This window comes from Methylosinus sporium (genome assembly GCF_003113265.1).
Classification (GTDB): Bacteria; Pseudomonadota; Alphaproteobacteria; order Rhizobiales; family Beijerinckiaceae; genus Methylosinus; species Methylosinus sporium.
Map to the genome: position 1 here is coordinate 1 of NZ_PUIV01000013.1, position 17,418 is coordinate 17,418.

The following is a 17,418-nucleotide window of genomic DNA, read 5'->3' on the forward strand; positions in this document are numbered from 1 at the left end:
GCGCGAGGGGCGAGATTTCCACCGGCGGCACGAAAACCCGCTGTCGCCAGCCACTGAACGGCGGCTTCTGCTCACGGCGAAGCGTTTCCACACGGTCTGTACTATATATGCTCAGGCTCCATCCCAGCAGTGGCTCAAAAAATTTGCTACTAGATGAGAGAACGTCAATGCAATGCCCTCATTGTAATATATATTTCCACGATAATTGGAGAACAGAATCGTTTGCTAGACAAGGAATTATTCTAAAAGACAGCTATACAGATGAATATTTTAATTATTTCCAATACCGCACTGCAATATGCCCGGAGTGCAAAGAAATCACGATTCAAATTACAAGGAAAAATGGAAATGGAGATATCGTTGGTTCATGGATACAGATTCACCCGATTGGCGCAAATCGCGGACCCGTCCCGCCACCCGTCCCGCCAGATATAGCGCAAGATTATATTGAGTCATGCAATGTCCTTCCGATCAGCGCCAAGGCATCCGCCGCGCTCGCACGCCGATGTCTTCAAAACATGCTACACGCCCACAATTACAGAGACAGAGACCTTGCAAAAGAAATTGATCTTTTGCTGAATGAGACAGACCCAAAGAAGGCGTTGCCTCACAAGTTGCGTACAACGATTGATGGGATTCGGAATTTCGGAAATTTTTCCGCTCACCCGATCGACGACAGAACGACACTTCAAGTGATCGAAGTCGAGCCACACGAAGCAGAATGGTGCCTAGAAACAATCGAAGAACTTTTCGAACATTTTTATGTAGGGCCCGCGATGGCGCGAGCTAAGAAGGCCGCGTTAGACGCCAAGCTGGCTGCAGCCGGAAAACCGCCCACTAAGTGTTAAAACCGCCCTCTAAGTGTTGAGGAACCCGCGCCTCACCACCCCTCACCCCTCCTCCACCCGCGAAAACGACCACCGCAAATGCGCGTCCCTGACGCCGCGGCCATCCACCACGATCTGCGCGCTCTTTCGCGCCGCGGCCGGGGCGGCGAAGAAGACGCTCTCTTCCACGCTCACATCGGCGTTGGCCTCGAAGACGAGATCGACGCCGCCGCTCGTGAGCAGAACTTTGCGCGCATTCGCGCCCATCACCTGCACATCGGGATGCAGATGAAAGCGCAGAACGAAATGCTCGGCCCGCGCGCCATGGCGCAGCGCGACGAGCCTGTCGTCGCCGAAGAGCTGCGCGCCGTCATGCGACAGCGCCAGCTTGCGCTCGTGCGAGAGGCCGAGCTCGCGAACATAGCCGTCATGGGACAGCTCGAGATCATGGCTCGAATCGGTGGAGCGGCGCGCCGCCTTCACTCGCGCGGGGCCGGCGACGATGCGCTCCTCCGGCCGGCCGCGCCCCGGCCGCGCCTCCAGACGGCAGCTGGAGCGATCCTCGACGATCAGCGTGGAATGCGCGGCGGTCGAGCGCGCGAGACGGCGCAGCGCCTCCGAGCCGGAAGGCGGCGCGCCGCAATTGACGATGATGCGCTCAGGCCCGATCGAATATTCGAAAGAAAGACAGCCCGCATGAGCGGCGAGGGAGAATTGCGGCGGCGGCGGCGGACCGGCGTCGACGATGACCGCCGTGGCACCCGCTTGCAGCCGCCGATAGCCCGAATAGGGCGCGTCGAGACTGGGCGCGCCGCCGGCGTCGGCATGGGCGAGGTCGGCATGGGCGAGAATTGTCGCCAGCCGATCCGGCGGCGCGCGGCCCATGCCGTTGAACAGCGCCAGCGCGCCGTCGCCATGTTTCAGCACGCGCAAAAAGGCGATCATCGCGCCGATCGAAGCGGTGAGCCGCTCCGGCGGGCGCCGCCCGCGCGCGGCATAGGCCTGGCGCAAAGGCAGGAGATCGAGCAGCAATTCGACCGGCGTCTCGGGGTTGCGGCCGATGTGGCCGCCGTCCGGCAGAATTTGGCGCAGCAATTCGGCGTCGAGCAGAGCGGTGGCGCGCAGCTCGAATTTGCGGCCGGCGTCGGCGCAGACGCCGAAAGCCGCGAGCGCTGTGGCGCAGAGCAGGCGATCCGATGCGCGCCGCTCCGAGCCCATGGCGCGTAAGAGGACACGAATGTTGCGCGCCAATGCGCGCATGAAACGCTCGTAGAAATCCGGATCGGCGCCGTCGAGCAGAATCGGCGATTGCGCGAGCCATGACAGGGTGCGGCGCGCGACGACGCTGGGCTCTTGCGCGGGATCGTCGATGAAATCGGCGCGCGTGCGCAAAAAATCGTCGACCAGCGCGCGGGCGTTGGCGCGCGCCAAGGCGCGATCGGCGGCGCGCAAATGGCGTAGCCAGGAGAAACCGACGAGCGAGCGCCGCCACGCCATGGAGGGGGGCGCGATGGAGAAGGGCGAGCGGCCATTGGCCTCGACCACTTTGCCGTCGAAGGAGAAATAGCCGGCGTAGATTTCATCGGCGACGGTCGGATCGGCGGTGCGAATATCCTGCGGCGCGACATAGAGGCGCTCCGGCGGGCGCACGCCCATGGCCTGCACGACCAGATAAGGCCCGCGCACCGCGCGTGCGAAAGAGGCGACGCCGCGCGCAGCGGCTTTCGCCAATCGCATTCCAGAGCCTGGAGCCGTTTCGCGCAGAGCGTCCTCCTCGCGCTCCGGGGCGCGGAGCAAAGCGAATCACGCTTGGGATGACACAGAACGCAGGGCGAGGAAAGCGCGGTACGCGCTCGTCTCGCGCTCAGCCGCGCCGCACGAGCCGCGCGGCGAAGAAACCATCGAGTCCGGCAAGGCGCTTGTCCTCGTTCGGCCAATAGGAGGGCAGCGTGCGCAAATCGCCCTCCGGCGTGACGAATTCCGCCGGAACGCCATCGGCGGAAGCGTCGATCGGCGCGCGGCGCATCTCGGGATGGCGGCGCAGGAAGCCCGCGATCTGCACCTCGCCCTCCTCCGGCTCCAGCGAGCAGGTGCAATAGACGAGGCGCCCCTCCGGCCGCAGCAGACCGGCGACGCGCTCCAATATGCGCGATTGCAGGGCGACGAGGGAATCGAGATCGCCGGGCTTTTTGATCCAGGGCACGTCGGGATGACGGCGGATCGTCCCCGTCGCGGAACAGGGCGCGTCGAGCAGAATGGCGTCGAAAGGACGCGCGGCGGAATAGGTCGCGGCGTCGCCGACGGCGATATCGGCGTGCAGCCCCAATCTCTGGAGATTGGCGGCGAGCAGCTTCAGCCGCTCGGCGGAACGATCGAGCGCCGTCACTTGCGCGCGGGCGAGAGCGAGCTGCGCGGTCTTGCCGCCGGGCGCCGCGCACATGTCGAGCACGCGCTCCTCCGGCTGAACGGCGAGAAGGCGCGCCGGCAGAGCGGCGGCGGCGTCCTGCACCCACCATTCGCCCTGCGCGAAGCCCTCGAGCTCGACGATCGGGGTGCGCGTGCGCAGCCGCACCGAGCCCGTCGGCAGCGCGACTCCGTCGAGACGCCGCGCCCAGCCTTCGGCGTCCGATTTCACCGAGAGGTCGATCGGCGGCTCCTGCATATGGATCGCCGCTATGGCGCGCGCCTGCGCCTCGCCGTAGGATTTGGTCCAGCGCTGCGCGAGCCAGGCGGGCGTGTCGAGATCGAGCGGATCGGCGGCGAGAAACTCCTCGCGGCGGCGAATGAGATTGCGCAGCACGCCGTTCACGAGGCCGGCGAAGGGCGCTGTCTTCGGCTCGAGCCGGACCGCGCGCACGGCGAGATCGACGGCGGCGTGATCGGGAACTTCGAGAAAGAGAATTTGCGCGGCGGCGGCGACGAGCGGCCATTCCAGCCGCGCCGCCTGCTTGGGCAGACCCTTCTCCAGCAGAAGCGCGAGCGCATGACGGATGGCGCCGAGACGGCGCACGCCGACATAGGCGATGGAGCGGGCCAGCGCGACGTCGCGCGACTCCATTCCCGCGAGCCGGAACGGAACCGCCTGCGGAGAAAAACGTTCGTCGAGCAGATGGCCGCCTTGCGCGACGTCGGCGATCACATTGGCCGCGGCGATGCGCGCCTGCAGTCCCGGAACCTGCGCGGCCTCGGCCTCCCTGGCCGCGTCTGCGGGAAGGAAGCCGGCGCGCGCCTTGGACTTGGCGGAGAATGGTTTATGGTCGCGCATACTCACCTTCGACGCGGATCGAATCGTCGTTTATATCACATGCGGAGCTGACCCGAGGCGAGCGCCGCGAAACGGGCGCCACGGAGGATGAATGACCGAAGCGGAGAAATCTCGGGACGCTTCCGCGACCCCACGGCCCTCGCCGCCGGAAGCTTTGCGCGCGCTCGCGGAGGCGGAGGAGCGCCGCGCGCGCGCGGCCCGCGAAACGCCGCCGGCGGCGCGCGAGCTCGGCGGCCGCGGCGGGCTCGATCCGGCGCGCTATGGCGACTGGGAGAGCAAAGGCATAGCCAGCGACTTCTGAACTCTGCGCCCGAGCCTCCGCTCGAAACGGCGCGCGCGACCGGCGCCGCCCACGGCGCATCGAACAATTCGAGGACCTTTGATGTTGGAAAAACTCGTGGCCTGGTGTTTGCGCAGGCCCTGGACGGTCGTCATAGCGACGCTCGCGCTCACCGTCGCCGGCGCCTATGTGACCGCCACGCGTTTCGCCATCGACACGGACACTGCGCATCTCTTCTCGCCCGAGGTTCCTTGGCGCGCCAATGAGACTCGCCTCGCCAGAGCCTTTCCGCAAATCGACGACATCATCGTTGCGGTCATCGACGCCAAGAGCAGCGAGCAGGCGGAAAAAAGCGCCGATGCGCTGCGCGACGCGTTGACCGGCAAGCCGCTCATGTCCCGCGTCTGGCGGCCGGACGACAATAAATATTTCCGCGACAACGGCATTTTGTTCCTCGGCGTCGAGGAGATCCGCCGCGACATGAACTCCCTCGTCGCGCAGCGCGACTTCCTGCAGCCGCTGGCCGAGGATCCGAGCCTGCGCGGCCTGTCGGACTCTCTGCTATTCGGTTTGAAGCAGGTGGGAACGAGCGAGCGCGGCCTCGCCGCTTTCGCCAAAGGCCTCGACAATTTCACCGACGCTTTCGACGCCGTGCTGGCCGGCGAGCCCGCCAAGGTCTCCTGGGAGAAGCTGCTCGCCGGCGGCCGCGAGCCGGAGGCGCCTTCGGTCGGCCCGAGCGCCGAGCCGCGCCGTATCGTGCTCATCAAGCCGATCATCGATTACTCGGCGCTGGAGCCCGGCCGTGAGGCCATTCAAACCATCCGCGACACGGCCAAAGCGCTCGGTCTCGTTCCGGCCGCGGGCGTGACCGTCAAACTCACCGGCCAAGTGCCTCTGGCCGATGAAGAATTCGCGACCGTCGCCGAGAATACGGGGCTGAACGTCTCCGCCACGCTCGCCGTCGTCGCGCTCATTCTGTGGGCGGCCCTGCGCTCCAAGCGGCTCATCTTCGCGGTGCTGCTGACGATCATCGCCGGCCTCGCCATGACGTCGGGCCTCGGCATAGCGCTGATCGGCCGCTTCAATCTCATCTCGGTCGCCTTCGCCGTGCTGTTCATCGGCCTCGGCGTCGATTTCGGCATTCAATTCGCCACGCGCTATCGCGAGGAGCGGCACAGCATCGACGATCTGCCGCAAGCGCTGGTGGCGGCGACGCGCGGCATCGGCTGGTCGCTGACGCTCGCCGCCGTCTCGCTGCTCGCCGGCTTCTTCTGCTTCCTGCCGACCGAGTTTCTCGGCGTCGCCGAGCTCGGCCTCATCGCCGGCCTCGGCATGATCATCGCCTATCTGGCGACGCTCACCTTCCTGCCGGCGCTGATCCGCATCCTCGGCCCCAAAGCGGAGACGGCGCCGGTGCAGACCGCCTCGCTCGCCGTGGTCGATCATTGGATCGCGCGGCATCGTGCGCTGGTGCTGGTCGCGACGGCGGCGGTGACGCTCGCCGGCTCGCCCTTTCTGCTGCATCTGAAATTCGACTCCAATCCGATGAACCTGCGCGACCAGAGCGTCGAATCGGTCGCCACCTTCCTCGATCTGTCCAAAAATCCACAAACGGCTCCCAATAAGATCGAGGCCCTCGCGCCCAATCTACCCGCCGCGCGCTCGCTCGCCGAAAAAATAGCTGCTCTGCCCGAGGTCGATCATGTGACGACGATCGATCAGCTCATCCCGGCCGATCAGAACGAGAAGCTGCCGATCCTCGAAAACGCCGCCAATCAGCTGCGCAAAGTGCTCGATCCGACGCTCAAGCCCGCGCCCACCGACGAGGAGACGAAAAAGGCCCTGACGCGCGCCGCCAAGACGATCCGCAAGGCGGGAGCCGCGCCCAAAGCGCCGCCCGGCCTCGTCCGCTTCGCCGATGCGCTCGACGCGCTCGTCAAGGCGACGCCGGAAGTCCGCAAGGAGGCGCAGATCGCCGCGCTCTCCGATCTCGAGCGCCTCTTCGGCGAGCTGCGCAAGGCGCTCGCCGTCCAGCGGATCACGCCGGAGACGCTGCCCGCGGATCTGCGCTCGGAATGGATATCGGCCGATGGCGACGTGCGCGTCGAGGTGACGCCCAAAGGCGACAGCAATGACCGCGAGGTGATAACGCGTTTCGCCGAGGCGGTGCAAAAGCTCGCGCCCGACGCCGGCGGCCCGCCGGTGATCGTCGCCGAGGCCGGCAAGACCGTCGTCGACGCCTTTCTGCAGGCCGGCGCGCTCGCCTTCGTCGCCATTTTTCTCGTTCTCGTCGTCGCGCTGCGGCGGGCGAGCGACGTCGCGCTCACTCTGGGACCGCTGGTGCTCGCCGGAATCATGAGCCTCGAGGCGGCCGATCTTCTCGGCATGTCGCTCAATTTCGCCAATATCATCGCTTTGCCGCTGATGTTCGGCGTCGGCGTCGCCTTCCACATCTATTACGTCATCGCCTGGCGCAAGGGCGTCTCCGACATGCTCGCCTCGAGCCTGACGCGCGCGATCTTCTTCAGCGCGCTCACCACCGGAACCGCCTTCGGCAGCCTGCTGCTGTCGAGCCATCCGGGCACGGCGAGCATGGGCGCATTGCTCGCCATCTCGCTGTTCTTCACCTTGCTGGCGGCCTTCATCATCGTTCCGGCCTTCCTCGGCCCGCCGCGGCTCGAAGAGGCGAAAGCGGAGGCGCAGGCGCGAGCGCGGGGCCCGGAGGATACGGCGCCGGCCTCGCCTGTGCAGCCGCCCCATGGCGTGCTAGGCTCCGAGCCATGACCAAGGCGGCCGTCGTCTCCCTGCTGCTCGCGCTCGCGGCGTCCTCCGCCGCCGCGGCCCCGTTGACGCCGGAGCCCATCGCCGCCAGCGCGGCGGAGCCGATCTATGGCGTCTGGAATCGCGACGGCCACCAGCAGAGACTCGAATTCTTCGATTGCGACGGCAAGCTCTGCGCGCGCGGCGTGCTGCCGCCGCCGCCGCCCGGCCAGCAGCCCATGCTGATTCTGCGCCATGCCGCGCGGATCGAGCCCAATCGATGGAAGGGCGATCTCTTCAATCCCGAAAATGGGAAAATTTATATCGGCATTATTACTTTGGACAGCCCAACTCGTCTCACTCTCACCGGCTGTCTGATCGCCTTCTTGTGCCAGAGCGAAAGCTGGACCAAAGTATCCGGCGAGCCGGCGCCTTCGCACAAGGCGCCGACCCAGCGGCGGCGAATTACCAATCCGTAACTTGACCGTCGAGCGCCACGCTCGCAGGGTCGAACGGGGCCGCAGCCGTAGATCGGAGGGCGACGAGGCGTTCCCTCGCTCCGCCGAGACATATCGGAAGTGGAAAATTCGTGCGCCCACTTTGAGGGCGACGCTCATTGGTCTAGGCCCGTTGTGAGGGCTGCGCGCCCATCCGGGCGCGGATGCGGATAGAACGGAATTGCCTTTGTTCTCCAGACGACGACCACGGCCGGCTCTGCTTTTCGGTCGCGCTGCGGCGCTCGCCGCGGCCACAGCGCTTTCCGGCTGCGTGCTGGATTGGGAGAAACCGGACGCCACGGTCGAAACGCCGCCCGCGTTCAAGGCCGCGGGTCCGGCGCGCTCGGCCGCGCCTATTCGCGCGGCCAGGGAATGGTCGCTGGGCTTTCGCTCACCCGAGCTCACCCGCCTCGTCGAAAAGGCGCTCGAGCAAAATCTCGACATCGCCGCCGCGGTGGCGCGCATCCAGCAGGCCGACGCGACCGCGCGAATCGACAGCGCGCCGCTGTGGCCATCGCTGACGATGAACAATATCGCGCGGCGCACGCAGACGCCCGCGACCATCACCAGCGCGACGAGCACTAGCGCCTCGACCAGCGCCACCACGACGACCGGAGCGGCGAGCTCCACGGCGCTGCGCACCCGCCGCGCCAACTTCTTGCAGATGCAGCTCGACGCGAGCTATGAGATCGACTTCTGGGGCAAGAATCAGGACGCCTCCAACGCCGCGCGGCTGCTCGCTCATGCGAGCCGCTTCGACCGCGACGTCGTCGAGATTTCCACCATCGCCTCGGTGGTGAACGCTTATTTTCAAGTGCTGACGGCGGAAGACCGGCTGCGCATCGCCCACAACAACATCAAGATCGCCGAAACCGTGCTGAAGGCCATCAAGGCCCGGCTCGACGTCGGCACGGCGACGGCGCTCGACTTTTCGCAGCAGGACTCGGTCGTCGCGCAGCAGCGCGCCTCCGTGCCGCCGCTGGAACAGACCTTGCGGCAGACGAAGAACACGCTCGCCGTGCTGCTCGGCGTCCCGCCGGAGAGCGCCGTCATCAAGGGAGGCTCGCTGACCCGGCTCGGCTTCCCGAAAGTCGCGCCCGGCCTGCCCTCCGAGCTGCTGCTGCGCCGTCCGGACATAGCCGAGGCCGAGGCCAAGCTGGAATCGGCCGAATTCTCGGTGCTGCAGGCGCGCGCCGCCTTCTTCCCATCGATCAAGATGACCGGCTATTTCGGCGTGCAGAGCGTCGCGCTGCGCTCGCTGTTCCGCCCGGAGGCGATCGCCTGGCAGATCGCCGGCAATATGACGCAGCCGCTCTTCGACGGCTATAATCTGCAAGGCCAATATCTACTGCAGCAGGGCAAGTTCGCCGAGCTGGCCCAGACTTACAAAAAACAGATTTTGACCGCTTTCGCCGACGTCGAAAATGCGCTCATCGCCATACAAGAGACGTCTCGGCAGTTGAAGCTGCAGGGAGAGGCGGCGGCCGCGGCGCGGCGCGCCTATGAGGTCGCCGAAGCGCGGCTGCGCGAAGGCACGATCGACATCATCACCCTCTCCACGACGGAGACGACCTTGTTTCAGACCGAGGACACGCTGGCGCAGGTCAGGCTCGCCTATTTCCAGGCGGCGACGAGCCTTTATTCGGCGCTCGGCGGCGGCTGGTCGGGGACGACCCGCGCGCTCGAGATCGCCACCGAAGACGCCGCCTATGAATCGGACAAGGGCCCGTGGCCGTGAAGCCGAATTTCGCCTCGCGCATCTCCTGGCCGCCGAAGCGGCCCGCGTCCCTCGTCGCGCTGGCGACGCTCGTCGCGCTGGCGGCGGGTGGCGTCTATGTCGCGCGCCCCTGGCACTCCGGCGAGGATGGCGCAAAAGAATCCGCCGCAGCGGCGGGCGGCAAGCGTGACGGGCGCCGCCGTGGCTTCGACGGACCGATCGCCATAACGGCGACTCCGGCGCGCGTCGCGGATGTGCCGGTGACGATCGACGCGGTCGGCACGGCGCAGGCGCTCAACACGGTGACGGTGCGCACGCAGGTCGACGGACGTCTGATCAAGCTCGCCTTCGAGGAGGGGCAGAACGTCAAAAAGGGCGACATTGTCGCGCTCATCGATCCGACGCTCTATCAGGCCGCCTATGATCAGGCGGTCGCCAAAAAGGCGCAAGACGAGGCCAATCTCGCCAACGCCCGCGTCGATGTGACGCGCTACAAGAAGCTCGCGGCGAGCAATTTCGGCTCGCAGCAGCAATATGCGACGCAAGAGTCGCTCGTCACCCAGCTCGAGGCGCAGATCCGCGCCGATCAGGGCGCGATCGACAACGCCAAGGCGACGCTGGACTACGCCACCATACGTTCGCCGATCGACGGACGCACCGGAATAAGGCTCGTCGACGTCGGCAATATCCTGCACAGCTCGGATCAGACCGGCATCGTCGTCATCACCCAGCTCCAGCCGATCTATGTGGTCTTCACCGTGCCGCAACAGTCTCTGCCCGCGGTGCAGAAGGCGCAATCGCGCGCTCCGGCCAAGGCGGCCGCGCTCGCCTCCGATAATTCCAGCGTGCTCGACACGGGGCGCGTGGCGGTGATCGACAATCAGATCGATCAGACGACGGGCACGGTGAAGGTGAAAGCCACATTCGAGAACAAAGAGCTCTCGCTCTGGCCCGGGCAATTCGTCAATGTCCGCGTGACGGTGGACCTGTTGCGTGACGCGCGCGTCGTGCCGAGCGCCGCCATTCAGCGCGGCCCCAACGGCGCCTTCGTCTATGTGCTGAACGCGGATGAGACCGTCTCGATGCGGCCGGTCGTCGTCGGACGGCAGGACGAGGCGCAGGCCGTCATCGTCTCCGGCGTCGAGCCGGGCGAGAAGGTCGCGACCACCGGCTTCGCGCGGCTCGTCGACGGCTCGCAGGTGCGGGTGATGGAGCCGACCGCCGACCGCGGGGCCGAAGCGGCGGAGGGCGCCGCGCCGCGCCCCCGCCGGGAGCGCAATCGAGAGGCCGGCGGCGGTCCGCCGCAGAGAAGGTGACATGCGGCAATGAGCGTGTCCACGCCCTTCATCGAACGGCCGGTGGCGACCTCGCTGCTCGGCTTCGCCGTGCTGCTGTTCGGCCTGTTGGGCTATGCGCGCCTGTCGATCTCGCCGCTGCCGCAGGTCGATTTTCCGACCATTCAGGTCACGACGCAATTGCCGGGCGCCAATCCCGACACGATGGCGGCGCTGGTGACGGCCTCGCTCGAGCGGCAATTCGGGCAGATTCCGTCGCTGCAGACCATGTCGTCGCAAAGCTCGTTCGGCCTGTCGCAGATCACGCTGCAATTCGATCTCGATCGCGACATAGACGGCGCCGCGCAGGATGTGCAATCGGCGATCAACGCCGCCGCCTCGACGCTGCCGCGCACCCTGCCCTATCCGCCCGTCTATGCGAAGGTCAATCCGGCCGACACGCCGGTGGTGACGCTCACCCTGCGCTCGAAGACCGCCAATATGCGGCAGATGAGCGATGTCGCCGACACGCTGATCGCGCCGCGCCTCTCGGAAGTTCCCGGCGTCGGCCATGTGGCGGTGGAGGGCGGCGTGCGGCCGGCGGTGCGCATTCAGGCCGATCTCGGCCGGCTCGCCGCCAATCGCATGAGCATGGAGGATTTGCGAGCCGCCATCGCCGCCGCCAATGTCGCCGGCGCCAAGGGCTCGCTCGACGGGCTGCATCAATCCTACACGCTCGACGCCAATGACCAGCTGCAGGCGGCGCGGCAGTTCGAGACCGTCGTCGTCGCCTATCGCAATGGCGCGCCGATCATGCTGCGCGATGTGGCGACGGTCGTCGACGGGCTCGAAAATTCGCGGGTCGGCGGCTGGTATCGCGGCGAGCCGGCGATCATCCTCGACGTGCAGCGGCAGCCGGGCGCGAATATCATCAGCACGGTGGATCAGCTCCACAAGGAGCTGCCCGACATCATGCGCGCCCTGCCCAAGGGCATGTCGCTCGAAGTGGTCAACGACCGCACGCAGACCATCCGCGCCTCGATAGAGGACGTCGAATTCACCCTGGCGCTGGCGACGGCGCTGGTGATCTTGGTGGTGCTCTTGTTCCTGCGCAGCTGGCGCGCCACGGTCATCGCCGGCGTCAGCCTGCCGCTCTCGATCATCGCGACATTCGCGCTGATGTCGCTGGCCGGCTTCTCGCTCGACAATCTGTCGCTGATGGCGCTCACCATCGGCGCGGGCTTCGTCGTCGACGACGCCATTGTGATGATCGAGAACATCGTCCGCAACATAGAACTCGGCAAGACGCCGCATCGCGCAGCGCTGGACGGCGCGCGCGAGATCGCTTTCACCGTGATCTCGCTCACCGTCTCGCTGATCGCCGTGTTCATCCCGCTCTTGTTCATGACCGGCCTCGTCGGCCGCATGTTCCGCGAATTCGCGCTGACGCTCACCGCGCAGGTCGTCGTCTCGGCGATCATCTCGCTCACGCTGACGCCCATGCTCTGCGCCAAGCTGCTGAAGCCGGGCGCGGGACACGCCGCCCATGCGCCGGCGAGCGGCTTTTCCGCCTGGCTCGACGAATTCTACGCCAAGACGCTCGCCATGGCGCTGGGCCGGCAGGGGCTGATGCTGGCGCTCACCTTCGGCACGCTGGCGCTCACCTTCGCGCTCTACGCCGTCATCCCGAAAGGCTTCCTGCCGCGCCAGGACACGAGCCTGCTCAATGTGGTGCTGGAGGCCTCGCCCGATTCCTCCTTCGAGACGATGACGCGGCTGCAGGCCGAAGTGTCGAAAATCTTCGAGGCCGAGCCGGAGGCGACGGGGACGGCCTCGGTGCTGGGCGTCGGCCCGCTCAACGCCACCACCAATGTCGCCCATATGTCGGTCACGCTGCGCCCGCGCGACATTCGCAGCACGAGCGCCGACGAGATCGCCGAGCGGCTGAAGCGCGCAGTCGAGCGCGTCCCCGGCGCCGCCGTCTATATCGAGCCGGTGCAGGACATTCAGATCACGACGCGCGCCAGCCGCTCGCAATATCAATATACGCTGACCGCGCCCGATCAGGCCGAATTGCAGGAATGGTCGCAACGGCTCCTCGACGAGATCCGCCGCGACGGCGCCTTCCGCAACGTCGCCGCCGAGACGCAGAACGGCGGCCTGCGCACCTTTTTGCGCATCGACCGCGAGATGATGGGCCGGCTGGGCGTCACCGCGCAAAATGTCGACGACACGCTGAACGACGCTTTCGGCCAGCGGCAGATTTCCACCATCTACGCCCAGTCCAACCAATATCGCGTGATATTGGAGGCCGCGCCGCAATTTCAGCGCGACCCGACCGCGCTCGAAAAGCTCTATGTCTCGCCCTCCAATGGCGGCCCGCAGACGCCGATCTCGACCTTCGTGTCGGTGGAGCAGACGACAGCGCCGCTCGCCGTCGCGCATCAGGAGCAGTTTCCGGCGGCGACGATCAGCTTCGACCTCGCGCCCGGCGCCGCGCTCGGCGACGCCGTGGAGGCGCTCGCGAAAGCCGAACGCGAGATCGGCCTGCCCTCCTCCATCATCGGCATGTTCAGCGCCGACGCGGCGGAATTCCGCAAATCGCTCGCCGGCCAGCCCTGGCTCATTCTGGCGGCGGCCATCGCCATCTATGTGGTGCTGGGCGTGCTCTACGAGAGCTATGCGCATCCCTTCACCGTGCTGACGACGCTGCCCTCGGCCGGCGTCGGCGCGCTGCTGGCGCTGATGGCGATGGGGCTCGACATGTCGCTCGTCGCGCTGATCGGCGTCGTGCTGCTGATGGGCATCGTCAAGAAGAACGCCATCATGATGATCGACTTCGCGCTGGAGGCGGAGAAGACCGACGGACTGGCGCCGATCGACTCCATCGTGCGCGCCTGCCGCTTACGCTTTCGGCCGATCATGATGACGACGCTGGCCGCTCTGCTCGGCGCGCTGCCGCTGGCGCTGGCGCATGGGCCGGGCAGCGAGTTGCGCATTCCGCTCGGCGTGTCGATCATCGGCGGCCTCGTGCTGTCGCAAATGCTGACGCTCTATACGACGCCGGTCATCTATCTCGCCGTCGATCGGCTGCGCGCGCGGCTGCGCGAATGGCTGCATGGCGCCCCCGCGCCGCAGCCGCGGCCGGCCGCGCCCGCCGCTCCCTCCGCCGAGCGCAAGGAGGCGGCGGAATGACGGAATGTCCGAGCGATCGCCCGCGATACGAGCCTGAAGGCTCGCGGTCCAGAGCGCGCCTCGGACCGCGAGCCCTCACGCCATGAACATCTCCGAGCCCTTCATCCGCCGGCCGGTGGGCGCGAGCCTGCTCGCCGCGGCGCTGTTCATGATCGGGGCCGTCGCCTATTTCTTTCTGCCGGTCGCGAGCCTGCCGGCGATCGACTTTCCGGCGATCGGCGTCGTCGCTGCGCGGCCGGGCGCCGATCCGGCGACGATGGCGGCCTCGGTCGCCGCCCCGCTGGAGCGCCGCCTCGCCGGAATTTCGGGCGTCACCGAGCTCACCTCGGTGAGCTCGCTCGGGCAGACGCAGATCGTCGCGCAATTCGACATCAATCGAAACATCGACTCGGCCGCGCGCGACGTGCAGGCGGCGATCAATGCGGCCGCGACCGATCTGCCGTCCGATCTGCCGATCCTGCCGACCTTCCGCAAGGCGAGCCAGGCGACGGTGCCGTCCATCGTCCTGGCGCTGACCTCCGAAACTCTGCCCACCAGCGCCATTTTCGACGCCGCGGATACGGTCATCGCGCAGCGCATCTCGCAAGTGCCGGGCGTCGCCCAGGTGCGCATCGCCGGCGCCGAGCAGCCGGCGATCCGCGTGCAGATCGACCCGGCGCGGCTGGCGACGATGGGCATAGGCATGGATCGGGTGGCGAGCGCCATCAACTCCGCCAATGTTCTGTCTCCGCTCGGCGCGCTGAACGGCGACGAGCTCGGCCGCACCATCGCCGCGAACGACCAGCTTTCGACCCCGCGCGAGTTTCGCGACATCGTCGTCACCGCCGCCAATGGCGCGGTGGTCAAGCTCGGCGACATCGCCACCGTCGACCGCAGCGTGCGCAACCGGCTCGCGGCCGGGTGGTTCAACGGCAAGCCCGCGGTGCTGATCATCGTGACGCGGCAGCCGGACGCCAATGTGATCGCCATGGTCGATCAGGTGAAGGCGCTGCTGCCCGAGCTGCAGAAATGGGTGCCGAGCGGCGTCGATATCTCGATTCTCTCGGACCGCACGCAGTCGATCCGCGCCAGCGTCTCGGAAATTCAAAACACTCTGCTCGTGTCCGTCGCTCTCGTGATGGCGGTGGTGTACGTCTTTCTGCGCCGCGCGACGCCGGTTTTCGCCGCCGCGGTGACGGTGCCATTGTCGCTCGTCGGCTCCTGCGCCGCCATGTGGCTCGCCGGCTTCTCGATCGACAATCTCTCGCTGATGGCGCTCACCATTGCGGTCGGCTTCGTCATCGACGACGCCATCGTCATGATCGAGAACATAGAGACCAATGTCGAGCGCGGCATGGGGCGCATGGAGGCGGCGCTCGCCGGCGCGAAGCAGATCGGCTTCACCGTCGTGTCGATCAGCCTGTCGCTCGTCGCCGTCTTCATCCCGCTGCTGCTGATGGACGGAATTCCCGGCCGGCTGCTGCGCGAATTCGCCTTCACGCTGACCTTCGCCATCGTCATCTCCACCATCGTCTCGCTGACGGTGACGCCGATGATCTGCGCGCAGCTTCCCTCGCCCCGGCGCGATGCGCCGTCGCGTCTCGACAGGCTCGTCGAGGGCGCGCTGACGCGGCTCGTCGGCCTCTATGCGCGCAGCCTGAAGCCGGTCATCGACCATCCCTGGGCGACGCTCCTCGTGATCGCGCTAACGATCGGCTGGACCGTTCATCTCTACGGCTCCATCCCCAAGGGCAATCTGCCGCAAGACGATATCGGCCTGCTCAACGGCACGACCGAAGCCTCTCCCGATATTTCCTTCGCCGATATGGTCGTGCTGCAGAAGAAGGCCGCGGCCATCGCCGCCGCCGATCCCGACGTCGTCAATGTCGGCTCCTTCATCGGCGCCGCCAATTTGACGATGTCGGGAAATCAGGGGCGGCTGTTCCTGGCGCTGAAGCCGGCCAATGAGCGCAAGGCGTCGAGCTTCGACGTCGTCGCGCGGCTGCGCAAGGAATTCGCCAAGATCGCCGGGCTCGGCGTTTTCATGACGCCGTCACAGGATCTGCGGTCGGGCGGACGCCAGAGCAAGGCGCAATATCAATTCACCATCGCCGCCTCCACGATCGATCTGCTGGAGGAATGGACGCCGAAGCTGCTCGCGCGGCTGCAGAAGCTGCCGGAGCTCGCCGACGTCACCAGCGATCGCCAGCAGGGCGCGCTGAAAGCCAGCGTCATCATCGACCGCACCGCGGCCTCGCGCCTCGGCGTGCCGATTCAGGCCATAGACGCCGCGCTCAGCAGCTCCTTCGGCCAGCGCCAGGACTCGATCATCTATACGCAGCGCAACCAATATCGCGTCATCGTCGAGGCCCCATTGTCGCGCCAGCGCGATCCGCGCGATCTCGCCAGCCTCTATGTCACGGCGAATGACGGCGGCCAGGTTCCGCTCACCGCGGTCGCCCGCATCGAGCGCGGAACCATGCCGCTCGTCGTCAATCATCAGGGCGTGACGCCGGCGACGACGATCGCTTTCAACATAGCGCCGGGCCATACGCTGGACGCCGCAACCAAGGCCGTTCTCACGGCGACCGACGAAATGCAGCTCCCCAATGGCGTGCAGGCGGAATTCGCCGGCGACGCCAAGGATCTCCGCAAGCTCTCCTCGGGCATGGCGTGGCTGCTCGTCGCCTCGCTGTTGGCCGTCTACATCATCCTCGGCGTGCTCTATGAGAGTCTCGCCCATCCGGTGACGATCATCTCCACCCTGCCCTCGGCGAGTCTCGGCGCGCTGCTGGCGCTCGAAGCCTTCGGCATGGAGTTCACGCTGATCGCCTTCATCGGCATTCTGCTGCTCATCGGCATCGTCAAGAAGAACGGCATCATGCTCGTCGACTTCGCCCTGCACGCCGAGCGCGACAAGGGATATTCCGTGCGCGACGCGGCTCTGGAGGCGGCGGTGGAGCGTTTCCGGCCGATATTGATGACGACGATCGCCGCCATGCTCGGCGCTCTGCCGCTCGCCTTCGCCGGCGGGATCGGCGCGGAAATGCGCCGTCCGCTCGGCGTCGCCATCGTCGGCGGGCTGCTGCTCAGCCAATTGCTGACGCTCTATACGACGCCGGTCATCTATCTGCTGATGAGCAAGCTGGAGAGCCGGCGGCCGCGGCGCGCCCCGGAGGCGCCGGGTCGGGAGGCGTCGATCACAGAGCGGCAGGCGGCGAACGCGTCTTGAACGCGGATGTCGCTGACCCAAGGAGACTCGCGGGGCGACAGGCTCGGCGCGCGAGGATCGAGATCAGTGGGTGAAATCGCCCTGCGTCTCGAAGAACAGCCGCAGCACGGGATGCTCGCCGCAATCCTCGACCGGTATATGCCAGAATTTCGAATCCATCTGCGGAAAGCGCGACATGGGCAGATGAATCTCGGTCAGCCGCACATGATTGCCGCGCCCCTCGATCATCGCCTCGCCGAGCAGATGCAGCAGATCTTCGAGCCGATCGGGCACTTCCGCGACAGTGAGGGTCGTCGAATTCGAGAGCGGGCGGGACTTGTCGCAAATGAGCTCGTAATCAGCTGGTTTCATAAAGCCGCCCCCACCTTTGCCGGCCTAAAGGCAAGCAAGAC

At 66.4% G+C, this 17,418-nt stretch carries 11 protein-coding genes; 8 read left to right on the forward strand and 3 right to left on the reverse strand.

Going from position 1 to position 17,418, the window contains the following annotated elements; genetic code table 11:
- Nucleotides 1-848 (forward strand): DUF4145 domain-containing protein (locus C5689_RS10095; RefSeq protein WP_206605364.1); only part of this gene is annotated, 848 nt, incomplete at its 5' end.
- A 42-nt stretch (nucleotides 849-890) separates the two neighbouring features.
- Here C5689_RS10095 and C5689_RS10100 read toward each other — a convergent pair.
- Both C5689_RS10100 and C5689_RS10105 read right to left on the reverse strand, forming a co-directional pair.
- On the reverse strand, nucleotides 891-2,564 hold the full coding sequence (locus C5689_RS10100; RefSeq protein WP_108917219.1) for a heparinase II/III family protein: 1,674 nt from the start codon (nucleotides 2,562-2,564) through the stop codon (nucleotides 891-893).
- A gap of 127 nt (nucleotides 2,565-2,691) precedes the next feature.
- Nucleotides 2,692-4,092: an RsmB/NOP family class I SAM-dependent RNA methyltransferase gene (locus C5689_RS10105; RefSeq protein ID WP_108917157.1), complete on the reverse strand. Its 1,401-nt coding sequence runs from the start codon at nucleotides 4,090-4,092 to the stop codon at nucleotides 2,692-2,694.
- Between the two features lie 91 nt (nucleotides 4,093-4,183).
- Here C5689_RS10105 and C5689_RS10110 point away from each other — a divergent pair, with 91 nt between their 5' ends.
- The 7 genes from C5689_RS10110 (at nucleotide 4,184) to C5689_RS10140 (ending at nucleotide 17,026) form a co-directional block, all read left to right on the forward strand.
- Nucleotides 4,184-4,393, forward strand: a complete 210-nt coding sequence (locus tag C5689_RS10110; protein WP_108917158.1) for a DUF1674 domain-containing protein — start codon at nucleotides 4,184-4,186, stop codon at nucleotides 4,391-4,393.
- Nucleotides 4,394-4,474: 81 nt separating this feature from the next.
- Nucleotides 4,475-7,156 carry an MMPL family transporter gene (locus tag C5689_RS10115; protein WP_108917159.1) on the forward strand — a complete coding sequence of 894 codons (2,682 nt, stop codon included), beginning with the start codon at nucleotides 4,475-4,477 and terminating at the stop codon, nucleotides 7,154-7,156.
- The gene (locus tag C5689_RS10120; RefSeq protein ID WP_108917160.1) at nucleotides 7,153-7,611 is read left to right on the forward strand and encodes a DUF2147 domain-containing protein; all 459 of its coding nucleotides are present in this window, start codon (nucleotides 7,153-7,155) and stop codon (nucleotides 7,609-7,611) included. Before C5689_RS10115 ends, C5689_RS10120 begins: the two co-directional genes overlap by 4 nt.
- Before the next feature lie 199 nt (nucleotides 7,612-7,810).
- Complete coding sequence (locus C5689_RS10125) at nucleotides 7,811-9,367, forward strand: efflux transporter outer membrane subunit (RefSeq protein ID WP_108917161.1); 1,557 nt, start codon at nucleotides 7,811-7,813, stop codon at nucleotides 9,365-9,367.
- Nucleotides 9,358-10,662 (forward strand): efflux RND transporter periplasmic adaptor subunit, encoded by a 1,305-nt coding sequence (locus C5689_RS10130; RefSeq protein WP_244594661.1) that lies wholly within the window; start codon nucleotides 9,358-9,360, stop codon nucleotides 10,660-10,662. Before C5689_RS10125 ends, C5689_RS10130 begins: the two co-directional genes overlap by 10 nt.
- A gap of 9 nt (nucleotides 10,663-10,671) precedes the next feature.
- The gene (locus tag C5689_RS10135) at nucleotides 10,672-13,815 is read left to right on the forward strand and encodes an efflux RND transporter permease subunit (protein WP_108917162.1); all 3,144 of its coding nucleotides are present in this window, start codon (nucleotides 10,672-10,674) and stop codon (nucleotides 13,813-13,815) included.
- Between the two features lie 82 nt (nucleotides 13,816-13,897).
- Nucleotides 13,898-17,026, forward strand: coding sequence for an efflux RND transporter permease subunit (locus C5689_RS10140; RefSeq protein WP_108917163.1), 3,129 nt, complete (start codon nucleotides 13,898-13,900; stop codon nucleotides 17,024-17,026).
- 63 nt (nucleotides 17,027-17,089) lie between these two features.
- Here the strand turns inward: C5689_RS10140 and C5689_RS10145 are convergent, their stop codons facing one another.
- Nucleotides 17,090-17,377 carry a hypothetical protein gene (locus C5689_RS10145; RefSeq protein ID WP_108917164.1) on the reverse strand — a complete coding sequence of 96 codons (288 nt, stop codon included), beginning with the start codon at nucleotides 17,375-17,377 and terminating at the stop codon, nucleotides 17,090-17,092.
- Nucleotides 17,378-17,418 lie beyond the last annotated feature (41 nt).